The following is a 25,706-nucleotide window of genomic DNA, read 5'->3' as shown; positions in this document are numbered from 1 at the left end:
TGGTTTAATGCGTCGGCATAAAGGAATGGATCACAGCTTCTGCTGCTGTTCTACCCGAAGTCATCGCCGCATTGATTGAGCCATTGAGCAAGTAGTCACCGGCCAAATACACCTGATCAACGATCTTACACTCCGTGTGTGGAATGCTATATTTCATATCATCTACATGGGGTAAAGCATACGAAATATGGTACTGCTTGACAGGCTTGAAATACTCTGCCTTTATCCCTGAAATAGATTCCAACTCTGCTTGCACTGCCTTGACCAATTCTTTTTCAGTCAGGTGTGACTCCAAAACTGTCACCGACAAAAGTGACCTCCCATTGCTGGAATAGGCCTCCGAAACATCATCCATAAACACCAGATTATTAACCAGTTGACCTGAAGGAAGTAAACCAATCATTGGTCTGGCAAGAAAAGACTTTTGAGTGGAGAAATACAGATTCACCACCGTTCTGGCAGGAGCAAACTGTCCCTGAAGTTGCTTCATAATCCGATCCGGCTGAACCGCGATGATCACCCGATCCGCCGGCAGTTGGTCTCCGTTTTCCAAGGTGATCCGGGTTCCCTCGACCGACCTGACCGGGGAGTTGAAGTAAATCTGGGTAGTGGACAATTGTCTTTTGATCATCTCAGGTATCTCTCCCATGCCTCTTGCCGGCACAGCCGCATGTCCCAAAGAAAACATCTTAAACACAAACTCAAACATTCTGGAGCTGGTATTCAGGTGCTTTTCCAGGAAAATCCCTCTGAAAAAAGGTTTGAAGAAATTGGAAATGATTTGGTCCGAAAAACCGTATTGCTTCAGGTACTGATGCGTAGGAATGGAAGGTTCGGCAAATATCTCCTCGTTTGATTTTTTCTTCAATTCTTGAGTAAGGGAAAACATCTTTACCTTATCCAAAAAGGTCCCTACTTTAGAAAAAGCCATGCCCACAATTTTGAGCGGATTTCTCAGGGGATCAGTAATCACATAAGAGTCCTTACCATCAAAAATCACTGCCCCGGGATCAAAAGTCTTCAATTGCAGGGCATGAAGATCCAGGTATTTTTTGGCTTCAGGATAGGCTGTATTCAGCACTTGAAAACCATGATCCAATCGAAAACCATCGATTTCATCGGTCTTCATCCTCCCGCCTACCCGATCCGAGGCTTCTAAAATGACAGGGGAAAGCCCGGCTTTTTCGAGCTCAAGTGCAGCCACAAGGCCAGAAAGCCCGGCTCCTATGATGTAAATCTTCTTTTCTTCCATTTGCTAAGTCTATCAGGCGAAAATAAAAAAAGCCATTTTTTTCCTGCAAAAATGAAGGAAAATAGTAGCTGGGTAGGTCGTTAACCATCTTTCTCCAAAAGAGTTTTGTTTTTGGGTAGGATAGAAAAAAGATTTGACGAATGGTCAATATTTCAATCCCCATTGTAGTAAAATCGCACCAAATGCTAAGACCATGAAAAAGTACATTTTGACCGGCCTGACTTTCTTCCTATTGATTGCGGGAATCAAAGCCCAAACCTATTTCCCCGAAAAAAATAATTGGGAAACCAAAAGTCCACAGGAATTAGGAATGAACCCATCCAAACTTCAGGAAGCGATTCTGTTTGCAGAAACTCACGAAAGCAAAGAAAATCCGAATCTAAAAATGGCTCATTACGAAAGTGCTTTTGGCAGAGAACCTTTTGGATTTCCAGTTGGGCCGATGAAGGAAAGAGGACCTGCAACCGGCCTGATCATCTACAAAGGCTATGTAGTCGGTCAATGGGGTGATCCAGCCAGAGTTGATTTGACCTTTAGCGTGGCCAAAAGCTTTCTCTCCACCACTGCCGGACTTGCTGTAGCCGAAGGTCTCATCAAGTCAGAAAAGGACCTGGTGTATCCCTACATGGCACCGATCTACCCATACGATCCATACCGATTGATGATGAACAAAGCCGATCATTTAGATCAAGAGGATGTTTTTGAACTATTCGGCACCGAGCACAACCGGAAGATCACTTGGGAACATTTGCTTAGACAAACCTCGGATTGGGAGGGAACGCTTTGGGGAAAGCCCGACTGGGGGGACCGACCTTCTGAAGGAGTGAGACAAAAACGTACCCGACCTCAAAACGAGCCCGGAACAGTTTACGAATACAATGACACCCGTGTCAATGTGCTTGCCTTGGCCCTGTTGAATGTGTGGAGAAAGCCCCTTCCGGTAGTGTTGAAAGAAAAAATCATGGATCCAATCGGGGCCAGCCCGACTTGGAGATGGACTGGCTATGAAAACTCCTACATCAACCTCGATGGACAGATCATCCAGTCTGTCAGTGGCGGTTCGCACTGGGGTGGTGGCATGATGCTCTCCGCTTGGGATCAGGCTAGGTTTGGCTACCTCACGCTGAGAAATGGCAACTGGAACGGAAAGCAATTGATCCCAAAATCCTGGATTGATCTATCCCGAACTCCAACATCGGCCAATCCGGGCTATGGGTTTATGAATTACTTCCTCAACAATGACTTGAAGGAAGTGCCTTCCGCTCCCAAAACCGCCTTTTTTCATATCGGCGCGGGCACCAACATGATCTATGTAGATCAGGAAAATGATCTCTTGATCGTGGCTCGTTGGATTCCAAACGGAGACAAAGCTGAATTAGTCCGGCTGATTTTAGAAAGCTTGCCTAGGAAATAATCAAATCTCCCGATCTGAAATCTGTGGCAGCACATGTCGCTGCTGCATCTCGGGAGAAACAATCGAATACCCCAACTCTAAAGGAGAAGGCCCGATCCATTGGGCCTTTTTTCCTTTCAGGGAAATCATCTTTTGCTCAGGATCAATCGTCAAAATTCCAAACAAAGGAGCAGAATACGGACAGGTAAACTGCAAAGAAGGAAATTGAGTATGGACCTCCTCCGGCAAGCTCAAATGAGCCAACTTCTCTCCCACCCAATAGTAAGAGGCTGAATTGATATGAAGGTAATTCACTCCACCGACCAAAACATACTGATCCACATGCGCATGACCATTGATGGCAAGTAGGATTTTACCGGAAAACTCGCTGAGCAATGCCTGAATTTGTTGCGCGTTGTCAATGGTGTAAATCCCTGCAATGGGTTGATGCGAGACAATCAAAACCGGCTTTTCTGCCTTGGCCAACTCTCCTCTCAACCAAGCCTGTTGCTCAGGACCAATATAAGAATGATACCCTGATTTGTAGTTTGGAGATCCGGATTCATTGCCATCGAGGACTAGGATCTGAATTCCATCCACCTCAGTGGAATAATATCTGCCTCGCATGCCATAAGTCTCTACCACATCCTCTCCGCTAAATCCCTCATCCATGTCGTGATTGCCAAGAACATGAAAGGTATGCTGATGAGCTTGATTGAAGGATTTGATAAAATGCAGATTTTCTGGTTTGGGGATGGCAAAATCCCCCAACTGAACGAGTGCGTCCACTTTCTCACTTTTCATTTCTTCCAAAAAAGTGGTAAGCCGAATTTCCGCATCATGAATGATATCCACATGCAGATCTGTGATTAAACCTAAAGAAACTGCCTTTTGGTTTGTTGAAAAAAGAGAAATAATGGACTCCGGCAATGCCATGGAAAAAACCGAAACTGAGGCGGTTTTTAGAAAATTCCTTCTGGAGTTGGATTCAAATGTCATCGCATGATTAGTTTTCAAATTCGCAAGAATCAAAGCTTTTGGTACATAATCAAAGCCGGCACTAAGCCCAATTGTGGATGCCGGTAAGCCTCGGGAATTTCACCAATAACCTCAAATCCCAGGGATTTCCAAAGCTTCACTGCGTTTTCATTGGTTTTGATTACAAAGTTGAACTGCATCCCCAAATAGCCCAAACGTCTGGCTTCTTCCAAAGCAAATTTCCCCATTGCTTTTCCAAGTCCTTTTCCGGAGGCTTTTTGAGAAACCATGAATCCCGCATTGCAGACATGATTTCCGAGGTCAGGCTGGTTGGGCTTGATATAAAAAGTCCCCAAAATTTCCCCATCCGATTCGGCAACAAAGGTCTTTTTATCAGAATTGAGCCAATACTCCATCATGGACTCCTCACTGATTTGTGGGTCAAAGACGTAAGTTCCTCCTTTTCGGATGATAGGTTGGATCAGTTGCCAAAGAGAATCATTATCCTCTTTTTGGGCTTTACGGAAAGATATTTCAGGATTCATAGCCTAGTGAATGGCCGAATATCCGGCTTTTTGAAAGATTGATCCATAAACTAGCCAAGTAAAACTTACTCTTGCCACATCCTATCCAAAACAAAAAAGCCATCCCAGTATTCCGGGATGGCTTTGAAAGAAAATCAATCGGTTAATTGACTATCAATCGCTGTACGGTCACAGCTCCTACTCGGTCAGTGACGACCACCAAATAGGTTCCCTTAGCCAATGAGGTGACATCAAACTGGGCAAACCCTTCAGATGTCAATTCCTCCTGAATCAGCATACCCATACTGGTCATCAATTGGACTCTGATCATACCCTCACCTCTTTTGGCGGTAATGGTCACCAAATTAGAGGCAGGATTAGGGAATACCTTTATTTCCGGACCTGCCAATTGGCTTGGGAATCGATAGGATTGGGAAGAAGACTCGCAGCCAAATTCATCCACAATGGTCACTGAGTAATTCGCTGCCCCATTGATTCGGATACTATTTTGAGAAGAAGTGGATAGTAATTGTCCATTCTTAAACCACTTGTAGGTATAATTACCTTCGATGGTGGTCAGCAATCCATTAGCAAAATAGATCACAGGAACAGGGAGTTGCGAAACAGTAACCTCAAAAGACGCTGAAGGCAAGGTACAGAGCTTGGAATCAAGAATAGCCCTAAAGAGCCCTTTGCCGGTAAGACCGGTATACTCCAAAGCAGTTTGATTGGTACTGCCATCTATCAGGGTCCAAGTCTCACCTTGATCAAGGGAAATTTCCCATCCCAAAACTTCTTCAAACTGGCCACCAATCAGTGTCAAATTGATAGTATCTTCTGCGCCACAAACCAAGCTGGTTCCTACGATTTGCGCGGACTCGATGTCGCAGAAAACTCTGAATCTCGTCTCCACAGGCAAATGGTCTGAAGTGGTCCCCTGATAAGTAGGCACCACATCAAATGGAGCAACTACACGCTCGGAATTTTTGACCCAAAGGTCTTCCATTTCATTGGAAATGATGAAATGGTCAATCACATTCTCGAAAGTGATAAATGTTCTCAAGCCGGCATTGCTCAGGTTCAAAGTCACAGGAATATACCCTTCGGCATCATTGATATACCGGATAAATGATGTTTCGGAGGTACCCACCGTAGCCGCATTTTGATCAGCAACGGTTTCATCCAAGTCATCATTGTAATCACCCAAAAGAATGAAAGGAACTTCTGCGAATTGGGCATCCAGGGTGTCCTTAAGCACACCGACATCATATCTCCTCATGGCATATCGAGGATTAGCCGCACTTTCTCCACCGCCATTTGATCGGGTATGCACATTGATCAGGTTGATCTTTTGCTCTACTCCACCGATTTTGGCTTTTGCCCTCATCAAATAAGGCAACCTTCCGCTGGCCCAGAAACGATCAGGAGAGGATGGATAGCCTACGAGCATTTCCGGTGTCACACCTTTCAACAGCACCTTCGTCTCCAAGGTATCGATGGTGGCAGTTTTGAAAAGGAAAGTCAGCTTTTGGGCTTCCTCGGTAAACTCGCCGGGAGCAGACACAGCCGGGGACACCGCCATTCCGTATTTTCCTCCCAATGCCTCTACCAATGCCGTGAATCTGGAAAGGGATGTAATCTCCTGGAAAGCATAAATATCAGCATCCAAGTCCTCGATGATGGCCTTCACGTTAGTCAATTGTCTGTTGAGATCGGATGGACCATTGGTCGGAGAACCAAACCATTCGATATTCCAGGTGACAACATCCAAGGTTTCACTTCGCTCCAAGGTAGCTCCAGTCAGGTATCCCCTTCTGAGGGAAATACTTCCTGTTTCCAATCTGATCGGACTGCTGAAAGCCCCCTCCGAACCCGGATTGAATCTCACCGAAACCGTGGAAAGCAAAGCCGCCTCTTCTGGGGAGAAAATCAGTTCCGGAAGAAAATCTGTTCCGTTTTTAGAAAACTCAAAACCATCCCCTCCTACTATTTTCAATGGATCAGTAGCATTGTCCACTTTCACGGTGAAAGTCTTGATGGTGGAAGCCACCGTTCCCACAGGAGTGATTCCAAAGTGGAAGTAATCCACATTACCGATATTGGTTCTCAGGAAAGGTGCCGGAGGAGTTTCCGAATTGATCAGACTAAAATCATCCAAGGTCCATCGTGCCGCATTGGCTTCAGGTGAAGAAGTGTAGACAAATGCAAGACGGACTCCCGATGTTTTATAAGCAGATAGATCTAGCTCTTGGGAGAAAGTCCAAACATCCGCATCTGCAAAACGATCATCCAATTCAACCCAGGTGGCTGAATTTGGATCTCCGGACACGTAATCGGTAGACAATAGGAGCTTCAATCTTGGTCCGGTAAAGGCCACTCGGCTCCAGAAAGAAAGAAGCGGGAAATCATAGTCTGTCAAATCAAATGCAGGAGTGATCAGCCAATCTTCATTGAGTTGGGCGCCTCCTGCAAATCCATTGATCTGCAAGCCACTGGCCGCACTTGCGGTTGGGCTGGTTCCTGCACGACCAAAAGTAGTACATGCCCATATCTGTGCCCCTGCCAAACTCACAGCAGACCAGCCAGTTGGCAATCCAGCCGGACAGGAGTTGTTGAAGTTTTCAACGTAGGTAAATGGATCAAACACCCGGGCGGTTACCGGTAACAAGACCGGAGATGAGCCAGAGGTCTGGTGAACGACATTTCCTGAGAAACTGCCCAAAGAAGCATTCGAAACTCCCACATAAAGGGTAATAGGAGAAGTCAATTCAACGGCAGTAACCTGAAGCTCATTGGCAAAGAGCACTCCGTCTTTGGAAATGCTGAATGGTGCAGCGACGGATATCGATACCGGAGCAGTCAGATTGGTACCCGACAATTGATAAGTCAGTACCGGATTATCCTGATTCAACCTTACATCACCAAACGCCAGCGAAGTAGGATCCAGCGTCAAGGCGGGAACTGCTATGCCAGATCCGTTTTTAATAAAGCCATTAATTGAGGCTCCTAAGTTAGCCGGGAAGAAATTGGTGATTCGGGAAGTTCCTGTTGAAGCAATCGTTCCCCCATTAACATTGGTTTGACTGGTGATAACGATTCTGAATTCCACTTCTCCGGAAAGGTTTTTCAAAGAAGACAAATCGATCACACGGTCGATTCTGGTACTTGTATTCGTCCAAGTAGCCAAATCCGAGGAGAATCCATCCTTGTTGTATCGCAGGGCAAAATTTGCCGGACCTGTTCCGGAAGAAAAGCTGCCAAATTCAAGTGTGGTCAAATCCACCAACTTACCCGAAGCAACTGTGAAACCAAATGTATAATATCTGTTTTCACCCGCATCCCAACCACTGGAATTGATAGAATTAGTTCCTGCATTTGGAGAGATTCCAGAACCTCGGGTAAATACCGAAGCAGTTAGACCTGATTCCACTACATTGGCGGAAGTAGATGCCTGACTTCCAGGCTCACCAGCAAAATTGTAATTCACCAAAACTTTGGGGACCAAAGGAGTCACGGTTCCATTGAACTGAACCGTCAGGGCTTCTCCTCCGCTCAGGTAATTTGTCACTCTCAAAGTACCTCCAGAGCCGACCGTTCCACCTCCTGCCGAAGTAGTATTGAGCATGACAATTCGGAATTCCACTTCACCGGTCAACCCGGTCAGCGTAGAGAGATCGAGAATCTGATTGTTGAAATTGGTTCCGGACTGCGTCCAAGTCGCCAGATTTCCGATGAATCCATCCAAGCTGGATCTCAAGGCCAAATTGCCCGGACCTGTACCTGAAGATCGGGTAGCAATGACCAGATTACTTAAGTCGGCTTGGAATCCATCCGCCACCGACAAACCAAAAGAAAAATAATCCTGCGTAGCATCTGTACTCCAGCTTGCACTACTGATGGAGTTGCCGGCTGCCGTGGCAGTAAGGCCGGGACCTCTTTTGAAATCCAAGGCTGAAACTTGAGTAGAGCCAGTTCCTGCCGTAGAAACCTGATCACCTGGTGCTCCTTGGAAATCCCAGAAGGCCAATGGGGCATCTGGTTCTGGTTCTGGTTCTGGATCAGTGGATCCTCCCGTCACAGTGGCCGTCAAGGCAACTCCTTCTGAATTAAAATTTAGGACACGAAATGTACCACCACCCGCGAGGGTCCCCCCATTAGCGGAGAGATTGGACGTAGAAACAATTCGAAACTCCACATTGCCGGAGATATTAGGCAAAGAAGAAAGGTCAATACTTTGAAAATTATCTGCCGTTCCGGATTGAGTCCAGGTAGCCAAATCTGTACTGAATCCATCTCCGCTATACCTCAAAGCAAGATTGGCTGGGCCAGTTCCCGAAGAACGAGTACCGATTCTTAGCGTAGCCAAATCCGCCACGAATCCCTCATCAACTGTAAAACCAAAAGAATAATACCGGTTTCCGGTACCCAACCAGCCCGAAGAATTGATGGATCCACCTGCTAATGCGGCGGTAAGATCTGAACCTCTTGTGAAATTTGAGGCAGTTACCAGAGTACTCCCTGTGCCTGCAGTAAAAGCTTGGTTGCCTGGCTCAGAGGCAAAGTTCCAAGATGCAATGGTGGTCTGACTTTGGACTTGATGAATCCCAAAGATCAGAACCCAACTCAGCATCCATAGCCTGAGTAAAGTTTGTCTCATAGAAAGTTGTTTAGCTTGTTTGTTGTTTTGCCGACTAAAATAGAACTCTTTATGAGAGAATCTTGACCTCAAATCGTTACGAAAGCTTTAAAATTTACCCCCTTTGATTCCCAAATGATAACATTTTCTTGATGTGAAATGAAAAACATGACATGAAGTGAAAAAATCAAGGTACAAACCGACGAAAGGCCACTAGAATAAAAATTAATCGCCAAGGCTATTTTTTTTCTGAAATTTTCAAATGAAAAATTTAATTATTCCAAGAGTGTGGAATAACTATAGGTTACTTCAGAATTTCAACAGAAGCCAAATTTTCGGCTCAAGGATTCGGGGATTTTCGGTTGATACCTTTTTAATTTCAGAATCAGATTGAGCTTTGTAAATCAACTTCACTTTTACCATGAGCAGACTTAAGTCACGTTGATTTTCCAGAAACCAATGCGATTTCACCTCTGGAAGCCAAACAGAAACTTACATTTTTTCCTAATCTGACAAAGCCTAAATATCTTCGGCTTCGCATCAAAGCTACATGACCTTACCTACCTCCTATCAAAAAGTACCCGGCTTGATCATGGCCATCTCTTCAGCCATATTTTGGGGAATTTCCGGGACTTGCGCCCAGTATTTATTTGAGGAAAAACAAGTAGATCCGGCATGGCTTGTCACTTGGAGGATGATATTGGCTGGAGCAATTCTGGTGATTTTCTCGATTGCCAGTGAAAAAAAAATCGCTTTTGAAATCTGGAGAAAGCCCAAAAATGCCATCAAATTAGTCCTCTTCGGGCTTCTTGGGATGGTAGCTGTCCAATTCACTTATTTCTATAGTATTTCTCTTTCCAATGCTGCCACAGCGACCATTCTTCAGTACATCGGACCAGTTTTCGTTGTTGCCTTCTATGCTTTCAAAAATAAAAAATGGCCCATACTGGCAGAATATGCTGCCTTGACCCTGGCACTGACCGGAACTTTCCTTCTTGTCACCCACGGCTCTTTGGAAGAATTGGTTATTTCAGAAAAAGCAATTTTTTGGGGGATACTTTCTGCTCTCGCTTTGGCATTCTACACGATTCAACCTGTGGGGCTGTTGAGAACGTTTTCTCCTGCTGCGGTTACCGGTTGGGGAATGCTGGTTGGAGGTGTGTTTTTTTCACTTTTCACCCAACCTTGGGAACTTTCAGGTTCTTGGGATAGCGGGACCATTTCAGCTTTCGCTTACATTGTAATCTTTGGTACTGTGATCGCCTTTTATTTTTTTCTAAAATCCGTAACGATCATTGGAGCTACGTTCGCAAGTCTGCTTTGCAGTGTCGAACCACTAGCAGCGGCTTTGACTGCCGTGTTTTGGCTCAACGTATCTTTTTTCGCGATGGATTGGATCGGTACGCTGCTGATCTTACTGACCGTAGTCGTACTTACATTGTCCAAAGAGAAAAAGTAACAGGCTCCCCTACACTAAAAAACGGAATAGATCTATACATCAATCGTATCGCAAAAGCGATCAAACACTTTGATGAAATCATCAAACTGTTCAACCTCCACAGGCTTCACGATATAGCAACTCGCTTGTTCCTGATAGCTTTTCAAAATATCATCTTGGACAGAGGAGGTGGTCAGCATAATGATCGGAATGTCCTTCGTAATCGAATTGTCCTTCACTTCCATCAAAACCTCATGTCCCGTTTTCAGGGGAAGATTGATATCAAGAAGCACCACATCCGGCTTTGTCTTATCTATAAACTCTCCTCTTGAAAACAGGTAATCCACTCCCTCCCTTCCATTATTGACCACTTCCAAATCAACCAAAAACTTACTTTCGCTCAATGCCTCGGAAGTAAGCAATACATCGCCTGGATTATCTTCAATCAACAAAACTTTTATTCTCTTCATTTGAGTGAATCTAGTTAAATTTAATTTTTGGCTCTTGCTCTTTCAGAGCAAATTGCCATAATCATACGAGCTTTCGCCCAAGTAAATAAGCTATTCTACCTGGAGCTTTTCAATCAGTTCTTTATACAATCCTCTTCGGATAGGAAGAGATACTTCTCCCAGGTTTATTTTCTTGGCATTGAATGAGCTTACGTGATTGACATTGACCAAGAATGACTTATGTACTCGAATAAACTGTTCTTCAGGCAGCTTGTCTTCAAAACCTTTCAAAATATCTCTCACCAAGTAGGATTTTACTTTGGTGAAAACTTTGGTGTACAGTCCATCCGCCTTTAAATATAAAATTTCATTAAAAGGGATGGGCACCAAAAACCCCTTATCCATCACTTTCAGAGAACCTCGGGATTTTTCAGGTCTAGCTGGCCTTTCGGAATGCCTCTTCAATCCAAAAAATACCGCGGCCTTCAAGGAATCCAAAGTGAATGGTTTCAATAAATATCCTTCGTGGATATCAGAAGAAATTCTTTCCAGAAATTCCGTTCCAGAATATGCTGTACTGAACACGATGGGCAAATCATATTTTTCCCGAATCTTATAGGCCAAATCAATCCCATCTACATCTCCTTTGATCAGGATATCCATCAAGACCAAATCCACCAAATTGCCTTCCAAATATTCTAGGGCCGAATAGGCATTGTCCACGATAGCGGCAACCTGATATTCCAGACCTGTCAATATCTCGGCAATATTGGATGCTAGTTCCTCCTCATCTTCGACGATTAGAATCTTTTTCATTATAATTTCTATTATCTCTGTTTATATGATTCCTAAGGATAACTAAAGGCAAAGCAAAAAACTCACCTGTTTTTTTCATAAAAGAATTTTACTGATTGAAATCCTTCCCGAGAAAACTGAAAACAGTCGCGAATTGAAAGCAATTCCTGCCTGAATATTCTCCTAAGTGAGTTGTTTTATTTTGAATAATGTCCTTAAATTAAAAACATTCTATGGTAATCATAAGCCCAAAAAAGGACTTCCTGTGGGGATTCTTATCAATTTGCAACTAATTGTAAATGTATAGCAGCCTCTAGTCTTGATGAGCCAGATCATTCGGCTTAATTTCGACTCTCAATTCCATTATTGCCTTGGGAGTTCATTTTTACTCTCCTTTAAGTTAAGCCTTATATGTCCCATTTAAACCAGGGTTTCATGATTAATTTCTCAAATGAAGAAATGCTTCGGTTTTTCCTGGAAAACTCCGATGATATCATGGTAATTCTGAACGAAGAAATGGAGACTGTTTTTCTCTCTCCTTCATTTGAAAAGGTTTTTCAAAAACCTCTTGAAGAGACCTTGGGACGCAAATTCAATGAGGTATTGATCAATTTTCCATCCTTGCCGCTGATGAAGCCCAATCAAAAAATGGTCATCCCGGTGGTACTCAAAGAGCTCAAAAAGAGTCTGATGCTGGAATTTCAGTTCAAACCTATCCAAGTCAAGGATAGGCCGGGAAGGTTCATTTTTGCGATCGGAAGAGATGTGACCGAGCGGGAATTGGTGCTGAAAAAATTCAAAGATATCGCTTTCAAAGAAAAAGAATTGAATCAGATGAAGTCAAGGTTCGTATCTATGGCTTCCCATGAGTTCAAAACCCCCATCGCAACCATCGTGAGCAGTGTGATGATTATGCAAATGTTGCTTGACAAAGATTTCTCGGATGAGATCAAAGTCAAGCTTCTTGGCCATATTGATAAGATCATCAATCAAAGCAACCGGCTGACGTCCATCATGAGTGACGTGCTTTTATTGGAAAAAAGCATTCAACAAGACATGAAGTTGAATCTGAAAAAAATTTCAATCGGGAAATTTTTGGAAAGCCTCATCCACGACATCAATGAAGAAAATCTGAACAGAAGAACCGTTCGTTTTTTCCAGCCACAATCAGACAAACAGATTCTCACCGACGAGTCGATGCTGGTCCATATCATCCGAAACCTTATTCAAAACGCACTGAATTACTCTCCCGAATCCTCTGATCCCGAAGTTCATTTGAGTATTATCGGAAATTTTGTGGAGATCCGGATCAAAGATTATGGAATTGGAATTCCAAGAGAGGAACATGAAAACATCTTTGGGTCATTTTATCGCGCCAAAAATGTTGGAAACATCAAGGGTACCGGGCTTGGACTTAATATTGTCCAAGAGCTTACCAAAAAACTAAAGGGAGAAATCTGGTTTAAAAGTAAAGAGGGAATGGGCTCGGAATTTTTTGTATCCTTCCCCGTCAAATGAACTCACTTTCTAACGGATGAATTCGGGTGAATATCCTCTTTTACTTCTGCAAATTTTTCGATGACCGACTCTTTGCCGATGCGAATACCCTGATTGATCCAAGCGCCCTTTTTCACGGTAATCTGCCCTTCCAAAATCGAGAAGCCCCCAAAGTTGACTTCATCCTCCACGCAGTTGTAATCCCCTATCACAGACTCATGGCCGATGGAGCATTTGGTTCCAAAAAAATTAAAGTTTCCTACCATCGTTCCAAAGTTGATCAGGCTGCCTTCCAAGATGATGTTCCCTTTTCCAAAAATACAGTCCCGGGATATCCAGGAGCCTGAGGAGAAAAGATTGGGAAATTCAAGATGGTTATTACTTGCCAATTTTCTAACCAGGCCGTTCTTTTCATAGGAAGACTGAATAGCCAACACCACCGCCACCTTTTCTTTGAGGAGAATTTCGTCAACTGTCCCCAATACAGGATATCCTGCAAATTTCTTCCCCTTCAAGTCAGGATTGTCGTCTACAAACCCCCGGATACGATGTCTCAGGCCAAATTGCGGAAAAGCATGGACAATGGTTTCACCAATTTTATTTGCACCTACTATGATCAAATCCATAACGAATTGCTAAATCAAAAAATAATTTGAATGATGATTTGGGGTAATTAAGCGGCTGTTATTTGGGCAGTCAATAAGCTGTTTAAGTTGGAAATAGGTTATATCCACTTAAGATAAAGTTAATTTTGTCAAAATCATTAATCTTTCTCAGAAAAAGAAATAGCGAAAAAGCAATTTAAATTCTTGCCTGATAGGTGTAAAGTTGGAAATACCTACCCTCTTTCAGAATCAATTCGTCGTGCTGTCCACTTTCTACAATTTTTCCCTGCTCAATCACCAGAATTTGATCCGCTTGCCGGATGGTACTCAGTCGGTGAGCAATAACAAAGGTCGTCCTTCCACGCATCAGTTCTTTTAGGCTTGCCTGAATCAGAGTCTCTGATTCCGTATCCAAATTGGAAGTAGCTTCATCCAAAATCAAAATTTTAGGATCTGCCAAAATCGCTCTTGCAATGGCAATCCGCTGCCGTTGACCTCCCGAAAGTTTGACTCCACGCTCCCCGATCAAGGTATCCAATCCCTGATCAAACCGATCGGTAAATTCTTGGACATGCGCAGCCTTCACAGCTTTCAGCAATTCATCTTCAGTGGCATTTGGCCTTGGGAATAGGATATTTTCCCTGATCGTGCCTTCAAACAAAAAATCATCCTGAAGGACCACTCCCAGATGTGATCTGAAAGACTCCAAGGTAACAGTTTGAAGGTCCTGACCATCCAAATAAATCGTCCCGGAATCAGGATTTAAAAACGTAGCCGCCAATCCGGCAATGGTTGTTTTTCCCGAACCAGAGGTTCCTACCAAGGCCGTCACCGAACCTGCTGGTGCTTCAAAACTGATTCCTTTTACCACCTCTTTCCCAGATTCATAAGCAAAGGAGACTTGATCAAATTTCATCGCACCCTGGATCGTATTCAAACGAATGGTTCTTTTCCGGTCATCAGACTCCAACGGCATATTCATAATCTCTTCCGTACGATCGAGCCCTGCAAAAGCTTCCGTCAGTTGGCTTCCGATATTGGACATTTGAACGATCGGAGCGATCATGAAACCCAAGTAGAGTGTAAAGGCCAAAAAGTCTCCAAATGTCATTTTCCCTTCCATAATCATATAGCCACCGATCCCCATGATCCCCGCAGAGGCCAGACCTAGCAGAAGAGCTCCTGCAGAAGTCACAAAACTGGTTGCTGTCAGGCTTGCTTTTACATTTTGAAAAAGATCTTCCACACCTTTTTCAAAAGTTTTGATCTCCTGAGCTTCGGCATTGAATCCTTTGATCACTCGGATTCCCCCCAAGGTCTCCGTCAACCGACCCGTCACTTGGGCATTGATCTTCCCGCGTTCTCTAAAAATGGGCCGTATTTTGCCAAAAGCTTTGAGCGATACCAATCCGAAAATAGCGACTGGCAACAATACCAGCAGCGTCATCATCGGGCTGATAGAAATCAACAAAATCAAGGAGATCACAGCCGTCAATACCCCTCCAACCATTTGGGCAAATCCTGTTCCTACCAGATTTCTCACTCCTTCTACATCGGTCATGATTCGCGACACCAATTCACCGGTCTTGGCATTGTCAAAAAATCGGATTGGCAACTTGATAATATGCTGCTGCACTTGAGACCTAAGTTTGGCAATCAGGTGCTGTGCCTCTACACTCAGGATCTGAGTCAGTGAGTAAGAAGTGATCGATTGGATTACTATGGAAAAAACGACAATTAATATCAGCCACTTGAGAAGATTCAGATCATTGCTTGGAATGACTTCGTCAATCAGGTACTTACTAGCCCCAGGAAGAACAAGCCCGGCAAGTCTACTGATGATAATTAAAAAAAGTCCAAGAAATAGATGTTTTCTTCTAGGCCAAATGATGGTTGAAAAAACCTGACGCATCGTCACGCGCCGTTCTTTGGTAGTTGCCATGGGTAGAGATTTGGATAGACAAACCTTGGAATCTTCCAATGGGTTCCACGACTTAAAATATTCCTGCCATTATTTCGGTTCAGGGTTAATTTCAGAAATGAAAACCACTTTAAATCAAAAAAGCCTGTCCGATGGAGCAGGCTTTCTTTAGGTATAGGTTAAACTCTTAGTGTGTTTTTGGAAGCACATTGGAGATCAAGGAGACCTTTTCAATAGGCTCTGTAGCGTTTGAATAAATCCGAACAATGGAATTTTGTTTTCCCATTTTTCCTGTGGAGTTAAAAGAAACCTTGATTTCACCGGATTTTCCCGGAGCGATAGGCTCTTTAGGCCAGCTCGGAACTGTACATCCGCAAGTGGCCGCTACATTGGAGATGATCAAAGGTTCTTTTCCAGTATTGGTCAACACAAAAGTGTGCTCCACTTTCTGACCTTGTACAATATCTCCAAAGTCAACAGAGGTTTCTTTGAAAGAGATCACAGCTCCTGATCCCGCCTCTTGAGCGTGAGCGTGCATGACCAATGCGAAAGCAAAGAAACTGAAGAGAATAGCTAGCTTTTTCATGTTTAAGTATGATTAATATCCAAATATTGAAATTTGATCCAATCCTTCCAAATAACTGGTTCGGATTTGAATTAATTCCAAAATTGAAAATATGGTGCCAGAATTACATTTGACAAAAGTTAAAAAGTGTGAATCTTTGATCAATCGTTGTCGACCAGACCTTTGACAAAAAAAGACGGGGTAAAGTTGACCAGGTATAATTCCTCTGTGGCCCGGGTCACGGCCGTGTATAGCCAGCGTACAAAATCCCTGTCTACCTGATCTTCCACCAGGTATCCCTGGTCCACAAATACCGCCTTCCATTGCCCCCCTTGCGCTTTATGACAAGTAAGTGCATAGGCAAACTTTACCTGAAGGGCATTGAGATACGGATCTTTGCGGATCAATTCCATCCGCTCCGTTTTATTGGCCACATCTGCATAGTCCTCGGCCACTTGCTCATAAAGGCTCCGGTATTGTTCCCTTGTCAGAGAAGGGCTGGAGGAATAAAGGGTATCTAAAATCACTTTGGCTTCGAAATGTGGCTCCTCAGGATAATCCAACAGTCTTAATTCCAACGTGGCAAATCTTAAACCATAGAGCTCCTCAAAACCTCTGATTTTCATCACCTCCGCCATATCCCCATTGGCCAGAAAATTCACCTTTTCAGATTCTGCCATATAGGTGTAGTTGTTTTTGACAATCATCAACAAATCTCCGGCGCTGATCTCATCTTCAAAAAAGTGAATCACTCTCCGGATATACAGATTGTATTGTACAGCCGCCTTGTTGGATCGAGTGACAATTGTCGTATGTTCTGTGCCGAATTTGCCATATGCATACCTTAGACCATCCTCCAACCGCTCAGAGGTCATTTTGAAAATATCTTTAAACAAATGGGTCTGAATTCTGATCGTGGGGTGTTCTGATTCCAATTCTTGTCTTAATCCGGTAGCGTTAAACAAAATTCCGGACTCAAGTTTTTGCCGCATGACCTCGGAAAGCTCAATCTGATCTGCTTCCAAGCGATAGTGCCTCTGCAGGTATCCACTTTCCAATGCCGGACTATACGTACTGCCCACAGGTGGCAACTGCGCCGTATCACCAATAAAAATCAATCGGTTACCTGATCCTGAAAACACGTAGGTAATCAGATCCCAAAGCAAATTTCCGGACATTCCTCCATCATCTGCAAGCATCGAAGATTCATCAATGATAAATAACGTGTCCTTGAAGTAGTTTTTCTGCAGAATAAATCCGCCTCCCATGGTCCCCGGATCGCCCTTGGGTTTGTAGATTATTTTATGGATGGTGAAAGCCCCACGACCGGAGTAGTTACTCATCACTTTGGCAGCACGTCCGGTAGGAGCCAGCAGCAGGGAGCGCATATCCATTCGTGGCAATACCTTGACTAAAGCTGAAATAAGAGAGGTTTTACCCGTTCCCGCATATCCCTTTAAAATAAATACGGGCTTTTCTTCGGCCTTCTTTTTGAAAAAAGCATCCATCTTGCCAAAAAACCTTGCCTGTCCTTCTGTTGGCCGAAAAGGAAAATATTTTAAGAGTAAGTCAGAAGGCTTTGGATTGGCCTGGTTATTTTTATCCATGAATAAGCGAATGTAAATGTCAACGGATAAGATCAGCAAAGAAATTGAGGCAAAATTTGGTCATCGACTCCGAACAAGGGTAAATGGGATCCTGATTGAAGACAATAAAATCCTCATGGTCAAACACCTGATGGGAGAAGGCAAATTTTTCTGGTCTACCCCCGGAGGAGGAATGAAATTTGGCGCCAATGCCATGGATAACCTGAAAAGGGAGTTTTTGGAAGAAACCGGTCTCGAAATCGAAGTCAGCGATTTTCTCTTTGTCAATGAATTTTTAAATCCTCCTTTACACGCCATAGAACATTTTTTCTTGGTAAAAAGGATCAACGGTATTGCAGTACTGGGAAAAGACCCCGAGCTTTCAGGGGAAAACCAAATCCTGAACGAAATCAAATGGATGTCATTTGAAGAGATCAGTTCACTTGAAAAGAATTCCCTTCATGGAGTATTTTGGGGAATTAAATCTCTTTCGGAGCTGGGATTGTGTAAAGGATATTTTAATTTTGGAAATATTTCTATAAAATAGCACGTTTTAAAAACCTTCAACCTTAATCCGATTTCTAAATCTTAATCAAATGAATCTTACAAAAGTTCTCTCATTAGTATTCTTTGCCGTTGCCGCATTCCTTGGCTACCTGCTATGGAAAGGCGTAAATGACGTTGTAGAGGAAGAAAAAAGAATAGCTTTATTGGAAGCTGCTGCTATCGAAAAACTGACCATGCTACGCGATGCTCAGTTGGCCTACCAAGCCTCCAATGGAAAGTATGCGAGCACCTGGGATTCTTTGAGAATGTTTATTGAAGAGGGTACCATCTGGATCGTACAAAGAACAGAAACCACCAAACTCCTTGATTATGGAGCTGAGGAAATCAATGTTTCGTATGACACCTTGGGTTCTGTGCCTGTAATGGACTCTTTATTCAACGCTCGCAAATTCCCTGATTTCAATATCGACCTTCTTCCTGTAGTACCAGGTTCCGGTGGAAAGCAATTTGAGTTTTTTGCAGACAAGGTAGAAAAGACCGGAGGCTACATGGTCAACGTATTCGAAATCCGTGACCCTTCTCCAATCAACCCAAAAAGAAGAGCAAACAACAATGAAAAAGCGTTGAGAGTAGGTTCTAGAACTGATGCTTCTACGGAAGGTAACTGGAAATAACAGCTACTGATCTTGGAAAATAATCTCAAGGTATATAAGAGTGATAAGTTTGATGTGGAGGACACAGCGGGCTTATCACTTTTTCTTTATCCCCATACCCTGTTTGTCTTTGCCAAAGACAAAAACAATTCAAACATTGCAGTCCACCATCATCTGAAATTTGAATGGAACAAAATGGAGGAAGAGTTTAATTCAGATCCTCTACTCAAGATTGACGTCCCGGCAAAAATCTATGTCCATGAAGGATTGTTCAATTTGATCCCGGGGGTTCTTTTTCAGACTGGAAAAGAAGGGGATTATCTTCAACTTACGGGGCAAGTTCCCGAAAACGCCCATTTTTTCAATTCTCCACTGGATAGCAACAATCTACAGATCGTCTCCTTTCTTTCTCAGAAAATAAAAAAGAATCTGGACGCGAGATTTTCTGAAAATCAAATTATCCATGGCGCGAGCTCATTTCTTTCTTACCTTTTCAAAGAAAGATTTAATCTTATCGGCCAGGAAATATTGGTAGACTACCAGCAAACACATATTTACCTAGCTGCCTTTACTGATCAGGATCTTTCCGTTTTCAATAGATTTGAAATCAGTTCTAAAGAAGATATGCTCAAATACATCCTCATTATGATCGAAACACTCCGGTATGACCGAAATCATGTGAGGATCAATCTCTTTGGAGTACCTGAAAAATCTGACATCAACGAAGCTTGGGGCTCTTTTTACTTCACCCATTTCAGAATTCTTAAACCCCACGCCAATCAAAATTATTCGCATGGGTTTAAACATCTGAAGTCGGAGCACATCTTTGAGACCTATTGGCAATATGACTGATCCATGAAGAAAATCGCCATTTTCCCGGGATCCTTTGATCCATACACGATGGGGCATCACGACATAGTCTTGAGAAGTCTAGAGCTTTTTGATGAGGTCATCATCGGGATCGGCTACAACTCCACCAAAAAAAACCGCTATTTCGAAATCGATGTGATGGTTGAAAAAATCCAAAGTGTGTACCTCAACACCGATCGGGTTAAAGTGGTGGTTTACAACGAGCTGACTTCTACTTTGGCCAAAAAACTGGAGGCGAAATTTTTAATTCGGGGATTGAGAAATACCACCGATTTTGAATACGAAAACACCATCAGTCAAATGAACCGATACCTCAATGAGGAATTGGAAACCGTGTTTTTGATTACATCCCCACCTTTTGCTGCCATCAGCTCCACCGTGATCAGAGAAGTGCATCGCTATGGTGGAGATGTCAGCGAATTTCTCCCTTACAAAATCTGAGATTTCAGGTGATTGAGTAAGTATTGCTTGAAGAGATATCTCATTGAGGGATAGGAATTGATCAAGGCAGTCTTGGCATCTCCTTCAGAAAGCCACAAAATCTCATCTATCCCCTCTTCTACCTGCGGCTTCATTCCCGAATCATTGATGCAGTCCATCGCATACCAATAGGTCTTTTTGAGGATGCTTCTTCTGTTTTGGGTGTAGGTGTGCCAAGTATTGCAGATATGGGAATCGATTTTCACTTTGACATTACATTCCTCTTCCACTTCCCTTTTGGCACATTCCTCCGGGGTCTCCCCTTTGTCAAATTTCCCTTTCGGAAAATCCCATTTCCCCAAGCGGTAAATCATCAGGATTTTGTCTTTTTTGGACACAATCCCTCCTGCTGCCTTGATGATCAAAAACCTGCTTTTCACAAACTCTTTTAGTGCCTTTTTATCGTGGGTCACCAAAGTTACCGAGTCCAGTTTTTTCATTTTCCGGGTCCGCATCAAGTACAGCAGACGGATCACCAAATCCTGACTGGGCTCATGAAAAATCACATCTTCATCCCATTCTACATCTTCGGGAATTTCATCCAAATTCTGGTAACTATGCTCAAACGACTTGGAAGAATCAAGCTCTTCATAGTTGAGAATCTCCAAAGGCTTGTCATTCACAAAGATCTTCATGTGGGTCTGTGTAAAAGATGGTGGTGTGGTCAAAAATGCATAAAAAAATCAGCTGTCACAATTTCATAGCTTTATATTCCCTTATTTTTGACCCCATGGAAATTCTCAACCCCATCACAGCAGCTGAAGTAGCCCAAAAACTACTCGAAATTCAAGCCATCCGACTGCAACCTGAAAAGCCCTTTACTTGGGCTTCTGGCTGGAAATCCCCGATTTATTGCGACAACAGACTTTCGCTTTCCTTTCCTGAAGTTAGAAATCTTGTCCGGGATGAATTGGTAAAATCAGTCCGGCATTTTTTCCCGGAAACAGAAGCTATCGCCGGAGTGGCGACTGCAGGTATTCCTCAAGGAGCACTCATTGCCAATGAACTGAACCTGCCCTTTGTCTATGTCAGGTCCAAGCCCAAAGGCCATGGCATGGAAAATATGATCGAAGGAAAAGTAACCCCCGGTCAAAAAGTAGTCGTTGTGGAAGACTTGGTTTCTACTGGAGGAAGTTCGCTGAAGGCTGTAGAAGACTTGCGCCACGCAGGATTTGAGGTATTGGGGATGGTCGCCATTTTCAGTTATGGATTTGAGGTAGCAGACCAGAATTTCTCAAATGCCGGAGTAAAATTAGTCTGTTTGAGTCATTACGATGCACTGCTTCCTCAGGCGGTAGCGAGCCACTACATCAATGAATCCACCTTAAAATCCCTCTCCGAATGGAGAGTCAATCCCAGTAAATGGATGCAAGAATAGAAAAAAGCCGGTTTCCTACCGGCTTTCATTTTTCAAACAGACCTATTGATCCCCCTACCCAATCTTTGTCCTTATTGAATTTGACGCCGATCATCTCGCCCCGGCTCAACCGAACGAGGTTCCCCACGAGAGTCGGGCTTTCATCTTTTTCAGGCCAAAGGCACAAAATCCTCACCTCCACTTTGACTCCTCCATCCGGTGATTGAACCACAGGCAGGTAGTGGACTTTTTTCTGAAGGATATACAGGTCTCGTTCCTTCACGGATTCAATATCTTCCTTTTTGACATGAAAAATCACCCCCGAACCTGAAAAAGAAAACAAGGGTTTTAAGACGTAATTTTCCAAATCTTCCGGAATAACCTCCAAGTCACTCAGCAATTGGGTCTCAATGAAGTAGGGACCTTTCAAATACGGTAGAATGAATTTTGAAATTCGGGTGTACCAATTGGGATGACCTGCCCACTCCACATCCAAATCCTCTTCAAAGCTAAAAGTCAACTTTAAGTCTTTTCGGAGATTGAGTTCATCAAAGATCACCCGGTTGTAAATTCTCCGAATTCTGATTTTTTCTCCCGAAGCCTTGGTGTAAAACAGCTGACGACCCTCTTTGATCACCTCCGTCACACAGATCACAGGGATACCCAAATCCCGATTGGCATAATAAAAATCAATTTTGGTGTTTTGCTTCTCCGGCTCGATTTCCAATAATACCACTTCTTCCTGAGTCCACCCGCCAAAAATCACCTGCTTCAATAAGCTTAAGTATTGCTCCTCATCGATTCCATTGGGGTATGGGCTAAGTTGAGCAAGAAAAGGGTACAGCTTCCTGAATTTTTGAAACAGGTTCAATTGAAAATTAAAGATGGAGGGAAATCCCTGAACCTCTATCAATTTAGGAACTATGGCCCCGTTTTCTTCGCAGACTCCAAAGTCAATCGCCAGAAACTGCGTATGGGCATCTTCATTGGGCACAGCCGTGTTTAGCTCGATGGACCGCTGAGTCAATTGTTTGAAATCAGGCCTTTTGATAAAGTCTATGACTTGGCTACAAGCTTCAAAGATCTGCTTTTCGAGGGTTTTGGGGATAAAAAAGGGAGTTTCCGCAATCCGAAAGGTGGGCGCATAGCCAAAATCCGAAGCAATATCCCGAAGAAGTTCCTTATACTTATCCTCCGAAAATTCTTGATTAAACTGCTCTCGAAGCTTTTGGATCATATCAGATTAAGGTTGGGGACTGGGATAACTTGATTTTCTGAAGGGCTTGGGAAAGAAAATTGGGAATGAAAGTTTCATTGGTTCGATAGATTTTATCCTCATCCACCAAATTCTCCAACATGGTTCGATACTTTGCTTTTCCTTTTAGCTCGATGATTTTTTCTTTCACCATAGGTTTTTTCAGATGTTCCAAAAAACTGATGGGATCTGCTTCGGGATGAAACTGTGTCCCGACGATTTCATCAGAAAAACGGACTCCCATGATCGCCCTTTCATATTCGACGTGGTTACGGATTTTTTCTAGGGCAATGATTTTTGCTCCGAGCGTTTTAAACTTTCTATGATCAGGCTGGACCACTTGATAGTCTCGGGAATCCACCGCCCAAAAAGGATTACTCAGGTTTTGGAATATAGGATCAAAGAGTCCTTCCGGGGTTTTGTGTACGGTCATGACACCAAAAGACTGGGATTTGCGCGGGGTGATGTCCCCCAACCCAAAATGCTTGCAGGCCATCTGAAACGAATGACAAATCAACAGCAGGTGTTTTTTTCGACTGTGATTTTGATTCCAAATCCAAACCTGATCCAAGAAATCGTAGTATTTCAAATCCCAATTCCCGTCTCCCTCTAAAGGATTACCGGGACCTCCGGTAGAAATAAACAGATCAAATTCCCGAATATCAGGAAGCTCTCCTTTACCCCTTACGTCAAATTCCCTGAAGCTGATCTGATCCGAAAACCTCTCCAAAATATCATGGATACAACGCATCCCCTGATTGGGCTCGCCGTTGTACATGTCCAAAATGGCAAGATTTGTTTTTTTCCTAGGCACAGTTCCTTCCGTTAAGTCTTGGGACCAAAGGTAAGCAATAGGTTAAATCCCTTCGGTAAACTTTCCTGTAATAAAATCAACCACAGCTTCCAGACTGCCAGTCTTCTCAAAAACCTCCAGCTGCTGATCGGCTCCAGTTCCTCTTTCCATGATTTTGTGTACATAATTGATTTCCTCTCTGCTTCCCAGATCATCCACCACGTCATCTATAAACTCAAGCAGTTCCATGATCAATTCTTTGGTAGGCACTTCGACCTTTTTCCCAAAGTCAATCAGCAATCCCTCAATCCCATTTCTGGCAGCTCTGAATTTATTCTCCCGGATCAAGGCAATCCGGTAAATATTGAAACTGGTGTTGCTCATCTGCAACTTGTAAAGTTTGGCCACCACGGCTTGAATGATTGCCACAATACAAATGGTCTCATCCACGGTCAGACACATATCGCAGATTCGAAACTCGATGGTACTGAAAAAGGGGTGCATCCGGAGATCCCACCAGATTTTTTTGGGATTGTCGATGCAATTGGTTTTGACCAGAATTTCCAGAAAATTGTCATAAGACTGGACCGAATCAAAGTATTCCGGCAAACCGGTTCTTGGAAACTTGGCAAAAACCTTGGCTCTAAAGGCTTTAAAACCCGTATTTCTACCTTCCCAAAACGGGGAATTTGTGGTAAGTGCGTATATATGAGGCAGAAAATAACAGGCCTGATTCATCAGCTGGAGCGCGACATCCCTGCTTTCGATCCCCACATGGACATGCAGCCCAAAAATGAGATTGGATCGGGCGATATCTTTAAGCTCATTGACGATGTTGTGATACCGTGGATCATCTGTGATTTCCTGATCTTGCCACTTGGCGAAAGGATGGGTGCTGGAAGCCCCGACGGTTAAGCCTTGGGCCGTGGCCAATTCTGAAATTTTCTTCCGGAGATAGGAAACTTCTTTTCTGGCTTCTGCAACATTTTGGCAAATATTGGTTCCAACCTCCACCACCGATTGGTGCATTTCGGCCTTGACTTGCTCCCGGAGTTGAATCTTGCCTCCTTCCACTATTTTGGACATGTGCGATCGAAGATCCCTGGTTTTGGGATCGATGATCATGTACTCTTCTTCCACTCCCAGGGTAAACTTGGGAAGTTTTTTCAATGCAATAGACATCGTGATGAGGATTAAAATCTCTTGGCCATTTCTACTGAATTCTTTACAAAGGTTCCCCAAGTCAAATTCATTTTACCTGGCTTATGGGCTTTGGCATAGGCGATGGCCATTTTTGCGGCTTCCTCGACAACCCATTCAAAATTCTCCTGTCCGACCGAATTGACATCCGCATCCGGAGCCGGATTGCCAAAATCAATGGCATAAGGAATCCCGTCACGGACTGCAAATTCAACCGTATTGAAGTCATAGCCCAATCCCGTGCACAGGCGCGTGGTGTAGTCTTTGACTGTGGCGAGAAGTTTTTTGGAGGAAGGTGCCCGATCCACCACGTATCGAAGATGGTGGGGATTTCGAGGCTCATATTCCATGATCCTTACCGCCTTGCCACCCAAGCAATAAACTCTGAAGTATTCATCGAACACGATCTCCTCCTGTAGCAACATGACCAACTGACCTGTTTCTGGATGTTTTTGAAAAAACTCTTCTTTATTCTCCAGTCGATAGACATTTTTCCATCCACCCCCTGCATAAGGCTTCATGTACGCGGGGAAGCCGACGTAATTAAAAATCCCCTCCCAATCCAATGGAGCTACCAGGTTTCGGAATGACTTGGAAGTGGTATCATCCGGATGTTTGGCTGAAGGTAAAATCACCGTTTTTGGTAGCGGAACACCAAGGGTATCTGCAAGACAGTTGTTGAAAAACTTGTCATCAGCACTCCACCAAAAGGGATTATTGATCACAGCGGTACCGGTCAGGGCAGCGTTTTTCAGGTACGCCCGATAAAACGGAACATCCTGAGAAATCCGATCGATGATTACCGCATACTCGGTCAGCTCATTTTGAATGACTTTATCGATTTTGACCGCCTCTGCTACTATTCCTTTTTCTGCTTTTTGATTTACGCGTTCTACAAATGCATGAGGAAAGGTGTCCTCCATCCCGAAAAGTATCCCGATTTTTTTCATAA

General features: G+C 43.6%; 23 protein-coding genes. 8 read left to right on the top strand and 15 right to left on the bottom strand.

Translation table 11 applies throughout. The features are described from left to right. Nucleotides 1–4: 4 nt before the first annotated feature. A complete protein-coding gene (locus CLV31_RS01975) occupies nucleotides 5–1,252 on the bottom strand; it encodes an NAD(P)/FAD-dependent oxidoreductase (protein ID WP_111391183.1) in 1,248 nt (415 codons plus the stop codon). Between the two features lie 193 nt (nucleotides 1,253–1,445). Here CLV31_RS01975 and CLV31_RS01970 point away from each other — a divergent pair, with 193 nt between their 5' ends. Continuing rightward, nucleotides 1,446–2,666 (top strand): serine hydrolase domain-containing protein, encoded by a 1,221-nt coding sequence (locus CLV31_RS01970; protein ID WP_111391182.1) that lies wholly within the window; start codon nucleotides 1,446–1,448, stop codon nucleotides 2,664–2,666. Here the strand turns inward: CLV31_RS01970 and CLV31_RS01965 are convergent, their stop codons facing one another. From CLV31_RS01965 to CLV31_RS01955, 3 genes are all read right to left on the bottom strand, one after another. Beyond that, nucleotides 2,667–3,644: a metallophosphoesterase family protein gene (locus CLV31_RS01965; RefSeq protein WP_146250852.1), complete on the bottom strand. Its 978-nt coding sequence runs from the start codon at nucleotides 3,642–3,644 to the stop codon at nucleotides 2,667–2,669. It lies immediately after the preceding gene. 29 nt (nucleotides 3,645–3,673) lie between these two features. Continuing rightward, nucleotides 3,674–4,168 (bottom strand): GNAT family N-acetyltransferase, encoded by a 495-nt coding sequence (locus tag CLV31_RS01960; RefSeq protein WP_111391180.1) that lies wholly within the window; start codon nucleotides 4,166–4,168, stop codon nucleotides 3,674–3,676. 142 nt (nucleotides 4,169–4,310) lie between these two features. Beyond that, a complete protein-coding gene (locus tag CLV31_RS01955) occupies nucleotides 4,311–8,804 on the bottom strand; it encodes a T9SS-dependent choice-of-anchor J family protein (protein WP_111391179.1) in 4,494 nt (1,497 codons plus the stop codon). Between the two features lie 529 nt (nucleotides 8,805–9,333). Between CLV31_RS01955 and CLV31_RS01950 the strand changes: the two genes are divergently transcribed. Beyond that, nucleotides 9,334–10,242, top strand: a complete 909-nt coding sequence (locus tag CLV31_RS01950) for a DMT family transporter (RefSeq protein WP_111391178.1) — start codon at nucleotides 9,334–9,336, stop codon at nucleotides 10,240–10,242. Between the two features lie 32 nt (nucleotides 10,243–10,274). Here CLV31_RS01950 and CLV31_RS01945 read toward each other — a convergent pair whose 3' ends face one another. Next, complete coding sequence (locus CLV31_RS01945; protein ID WP_111391177.1) at nucleotides 10,275–10,691, bottom strand: response regulator; 417 nt, start codon at nucleotides 10,689–10,691, stop codon at nucleotides 10,275–10,277. 90 nt (nucleotides 10,692–10,781) lie between these two features. After that, complete coding sequence (locus CLV31_RS01940; protein ID WP_111391176.1) at nucleotides 10,782–11,486, bottom strand: LytR/AlgR family response regulator transcription factor; 705 nt, start codon at nucleotides 11,484–11,486, stop codon at nucleotides 10,782–10,784. A gap of 414 nt (nucleotides 11,487–11,900) precedes the next feature. Here CLV31_RS01940 and CLV31_RS01935 point away from each other — a divergent pair, with 414 nt between their 5' ends. Beyond that, nucleotides 11,901–12,983 carry a sensor histidine kinase gene (locus tag CLV31_RS01935; protein WP_181452548.1) on the top strand — a complete coding sequence of 361 codons (1,083 nt, stop codon included), beginning with the start codon at nucleotides 11,901–11,903 and terminating at the stop codon, nucleotides 12,981–12,983. A gap of 2 nt (nucleotides 12,984–12,985) precedes the next feature. Here CLV31_RS01935 and CLV31_RS01930 read toward each other — a convergent pair whose 3' ends face one another. The 4 genes from CLV31_RS01930 to CLV31_RS01915 all read right to left on the bottom strand — a co-directional run bounded on the left by CLV31_RS01930 (nucleotide 12,986) and on the right by CLV31_RS01915 (nucleotide 17,660). Next, nucleotides 12,986–13,588: an LbetaH domain-containing protein gene (locus tag CLV31_RS01930; RefSeq protein WP_111391174.1), complete on the bottom strand. Its 603-nt coding sequence runs from the start codon at nucleotides 13,586–13,588 to the stop codon at nucleotides 12,986–12,988. A 175-nt stretch (nucleotides 13,589–13,763) separates the two neighbouring features. Further along, nucleotides 13,764–15,509: an ABC transporter ATP-binding protein gene (locus CLV31_RS01925; protein WP_111391173.1), complete on the bottom strand. Its 1,746-nt coding sequence runs from the start codon at nucleotides 15,507–15,509 to the stop codon at nucleotides 13,764–13,766. A gap of 166 nt (nucleotides 15,510–15,675) precedes the next feature. Then, complete coding sequence (locus CLV31_RS01920; protein ID WP_111391172.1) at nucleotides 15,676–16,074, bottom strand: DUF1573 domain-containing protein; 399 nt, start codon at nucleotides 16,072–16,074, stop codon at nucleotides 15,676–15,678. A gap of 140 nt (nucleotides 16,075–16,214) precedes the next feature. After that, a complete protein-coding gene (locus tag CLV31_RS01915) occupies nucleotides 16,215–17,660 on the bottom strand; it encodes an ATP-dependent DNA helicase (RefSeq protein WP_111391171.1) in 1,446 nt (481 codons plus the stop codon). 16 nt (nucleotides 17,661–17,676) lie between these two features. On the opposite strand from CLV31_RS01915, the gene CLV31_RS01910 reads away from it, so the two are divergent. From CLV31_RS01910 to coaD, 4 genes are read left to right on the top strand one after another with little or no spacing between them, the layout of a single operon-like run. Beyond that, nucleotides 17,677–18,186 carry an NUDIX domain-containing protein gene (locus tag CLV31_RS01910; protein WP_111391170.1) on the top strand — a complete coding sequence of 170 codons (510 nt, stop codon included), beginning with the start codon at nucleotides 17,677–17,679 and terminating at the stop codon, nucleotides 18,184–18,186. A 49-nt stretch (nucleotides 18,187–18,235) separates the two neighbouring features. Continuing rightward, nucleotides 18,236–18,820 (top strand): hypothetical protein, encoded by a 585-nt coding sequence (locus tag CLV31_RS01905; protein WP_111391169.1) that lies wholly within the window; start codon nucleotides 18,236–18,238, stop codon nucleotides 18,818–18,820. A 12-nt stretch (nucleotides 18,821–18,832) separates the two neighbouring features. Next, nucleotides 18,833–19,651: a DUF3822 family protein gene (locus CLV31_RS01900; RefSeq protein WP_111391168.1), complete on the top strand. Its 819-nt coding sequence runs from the start codon at nucleotides 18,833–18,835 to the stop codon at nucleotides 19,649–19,651. Nucleotides 19,652–19,654: 3 nt separating this feature from the next. Continuing rightward, on the top strand, nucleotides 19,655–20,110 hold the full coding sequence (gene coaD, locus CLV31_RS01895; RefSeq protein WP_111391167.1) for a pantetheine-phosphate adenylyltransferase: 456 nt from the start codon (nucleotides 19,655–19,657) through the stop codon (nucleotides 20,108–20,110). On the opposite strand, the gene CLV31_RS01890 is transcribed toward coaD, so the two are convergent. Continuing rightward, nucleotides 20,098–20,784: an NUDIX hydrolase gene (locus CLV31_RS01890; protein WP_111391166.1), complete on the bottom strand. Its 687-nt coding sequence runs from the start codon at nucleotides 20,782–20,784 to the stop codon at nucleotides 20,098–20,100. The two genes, coaD and CLV31_RS01890, sit on opposite strands and share 13 nt — an antisense overlap. Before the next feature lie 95 nt (nucleotides 20,785–20,879). On the opposite strand from CLV31_RS01890, the gene pyrE reads away from it, so the two are divergent. Continuing rightward, complete coding sequence (pyrE, locus tag CLV31_RS01885; RefSeq protein ID WP_111391165.1) at nucleotides 20,880–21,527, top strand: orotate phosphoribosyltransferase; 648 nt, start codon at nucleotides 20,880–20,882, stop codon at nucleotides 21,525–21,527. A gap of 25 nt (nucleotides 21,528–21,552) precedes the next feature. On the opposite strand, the gene CLV31_RS01880 is transcribed toward pyrE, so the two are convergent. The 4 genes from CLV31_RS01880 to CLV31_RS01865 form a co-directional block, all read right to left on the bottom strand. Continuing rightward, on the bottom strand, nucleotides 21,553–22,743 hold the full coding sequence (locus CLV31_RS01880) for a hypothetical protein (protein WP_111391164.1): 1,191 nt from the start codon (nucleotides 22,741–22,743) through the stop codon (nucleotides 21,553–21,555). Between the two features lies 1 nt (nucleotide 22,744). Beyond that, nucleotides 22,745–23,539: a type 1 glutamine amidotransferase gene (locus tag CLV31_RS01875; RefSeq protein WP_111391163.1), complete on the bottom strand. Its 795-nt coding sequence runs from the start codon at nucleotides 23,537–23,539 to the stop codon at nucleotides 22,745–22,747. Between the two features lie 78 nt (nucleotides 23,540–23,617). Beyond that, the gene (locus CLV31_RS01870) at nucleotides 23,618–24,736 is read right to left on the bottom strand and encodes a carboxylate-amine ligase (protein WP_220084310.1); all 1,119 of its coding nucleotides are present in this window, start codon (nucleotides 24,734–24,736) and stop codon (nucleotides 23,618–23,620) included. A gap of 11 nt (nucleotides 24,737–24,747) precedes the next feature. Continuing rightward, nucleotides 24,748–25,704, bottom strand: coding sequence for an ATP-grasp domain-containing protein (locus tag CLV31_RS01865; protein WP_111391162.1), 957 nt, complete (start codon nucleotides 25,702–25,704; stop codon nucleotides 24,748–24,750). Between the last annotated feature and the right edge of the window lie 2 nt (nucleotides 25,705–25,706).

It is taken from the genome of Algoriphagus aquaeductus (genome assembly GCF_003253485.1).
GTDB lineage: Bacteria > Bacteroidota > Bacteroidia > Cytophagales > Cyclobacteriaceae > Algoriphagus > Algoriphagus aquaeductus.
Note: the sequence above shows the minus strand (reverse complement) of the source record. Positions and strands in the feature narration are given on the sequence as shown.

Coding starts and splice junctions, on each gene's coding strand:
- CLV31_RS01935 (WP_181452548.1), top strand. CDS start 11,901: ATGATTAATTTCTCAAATGAAGAAATGCTTCGGTTTTTCCTGGAAAAC.
- CLV31_RS01950 (WP_111391178.1), top strand. CDS start 9,334: ATGACCTTACCTACCTCCTATCAAAAAGTACCCGGCTTGATCATGGCC.
- CLV31_RS01910 (WP_111391170.1), top strand. CDS start 17,677: ATGTCAACGGATAAGATCAGCAAAGAAATTGAGGCAAAATTTGGTCAT.
- CLV31_RS01890 (WP_111391166.1), bottom strand. CDS start 20,784: ATGAAGATCTTTGTGAATGACAAGCCTTTGGAGATTCTCAACTATGAA.
- CLV31_RS01940 (WP_111391176.1), bottom strand. CDS start 11,486: ATGAAAAAGATTCTAATCGTCGAAGATGAGGAGGAACTAGCATCCAAT.
- CLV31_RS01960 (WP_111391180.1), bottom strand. CDS start 4,168: ATGAATCCTGAAATATCTTTCCGTAAAGCCCAAAAAGAGGATAATGAT.
- pyrE (WP_111391165.1), top strand. CDS start 20,880: ATGGAAATTCTCAACCCCATCACAGCAGCTGAAGTAGCCCAAAAACTA.
- CLV31_RS01930 (WP_111391174.1), bottom strand. CDS start 13,588: ATGGATTTGATCATAGTAGGTGCAAATAAAATTGGTGAAACCATTGTC.
- CLV31_RS01975 (WP_111391183.1), bottom strand. CDS start 1,252: ATGGAAGAAAAGAAGATTTACATCATAGGAGCCGGGCTTTCTGGCCTT.
- CLV31_RS01870 (WP_220084310.1), bottom strand. CDS start 24,736: ATGTCTATTGCATTGAAAAAACTTCCCAAGTTTACCCTGGGAGTGGAA.
- CLV31_RS01875 (WP_111391163.1), bottom strand. CDS start 23,539: ATGTACAACGGCGAGCCCAATCAGGGGATGCGTTGTATCCATGATATT.
- CLV31_RS01925 (WP_111391173.1), bottom strand. CDS start 15,509: ATGGCAACTACCAAAGAACGGCGCGTGACGATGCGTCAGGTTTTTTCA.
- CLV31_RS01945 (WP_111391177.1), bottom strand. CDS start 10,691: ATGAAGAGAATAAAAGTTTTGTTGATTGAAGATAATCCAGGCGATGTA.
- CLV31_RS01920 (WP_111391172.1), bottom strand. CDS start 16,074: ATGAAAAAGCTAGCTATTCTCTTCAGTTTCTTTGCTTTCGCATTGGTC.
- CLV31_RS01915 (WP_111391171.1), bottom strand. CDS start 17,660: ATGGATAAAAATAACCAGGCCAATCCAAAGCCTTCTGACTTACTCTTA.
- coaD (WP_111391167.1), top strand. CDS start 19,655: ATGAAGAAAATCGCCATTTTCCCGGGATCCTTTGATCCATACACGATG.
- CLV31_RS01880 (WP_111391164.1), bottom strand. CDS start 22,743: ATGATCCAAAAGCTTCGAGAGCAGTTTAATCAAGAATTTTCGGAGGAT.
- CLV31_RS01865 (WP_111391162.1), bottom strand. CDS start 25,704: ATGAAAAAAATCGGGATACTTTTCGGGATGGAGGACACCTTTCCTCAT.
- CLV31_RS01905 (WP_111391169.1), top strand. CDS start 18,236: ATGAATCTTACAAAAGTTCTCTCATTAGTATTCTTTGCCGTTGCCGCA.
- CLV31_RS01970 (WP_111391182.1), top strand. CDS start 1,446: ATGAAAAAGTACATTTTGACCGGCCTGACTTTCTTCCTATTGATTGCG.
- CLV31_RS01965 (WP_146250852.1), bottom strand. CDS start 3,644: ATGACATTTGAATCCAACTCCAGAAGGAATTTTCTAAAAACCGCCTCA.
- CLV31_RS01955 (WP_111391179.1), bottom strand. CDS start 8,804: ATGAGACAAACTTTACTCAGGCTATGGATGCTGAGTTGGGTTCTGATC.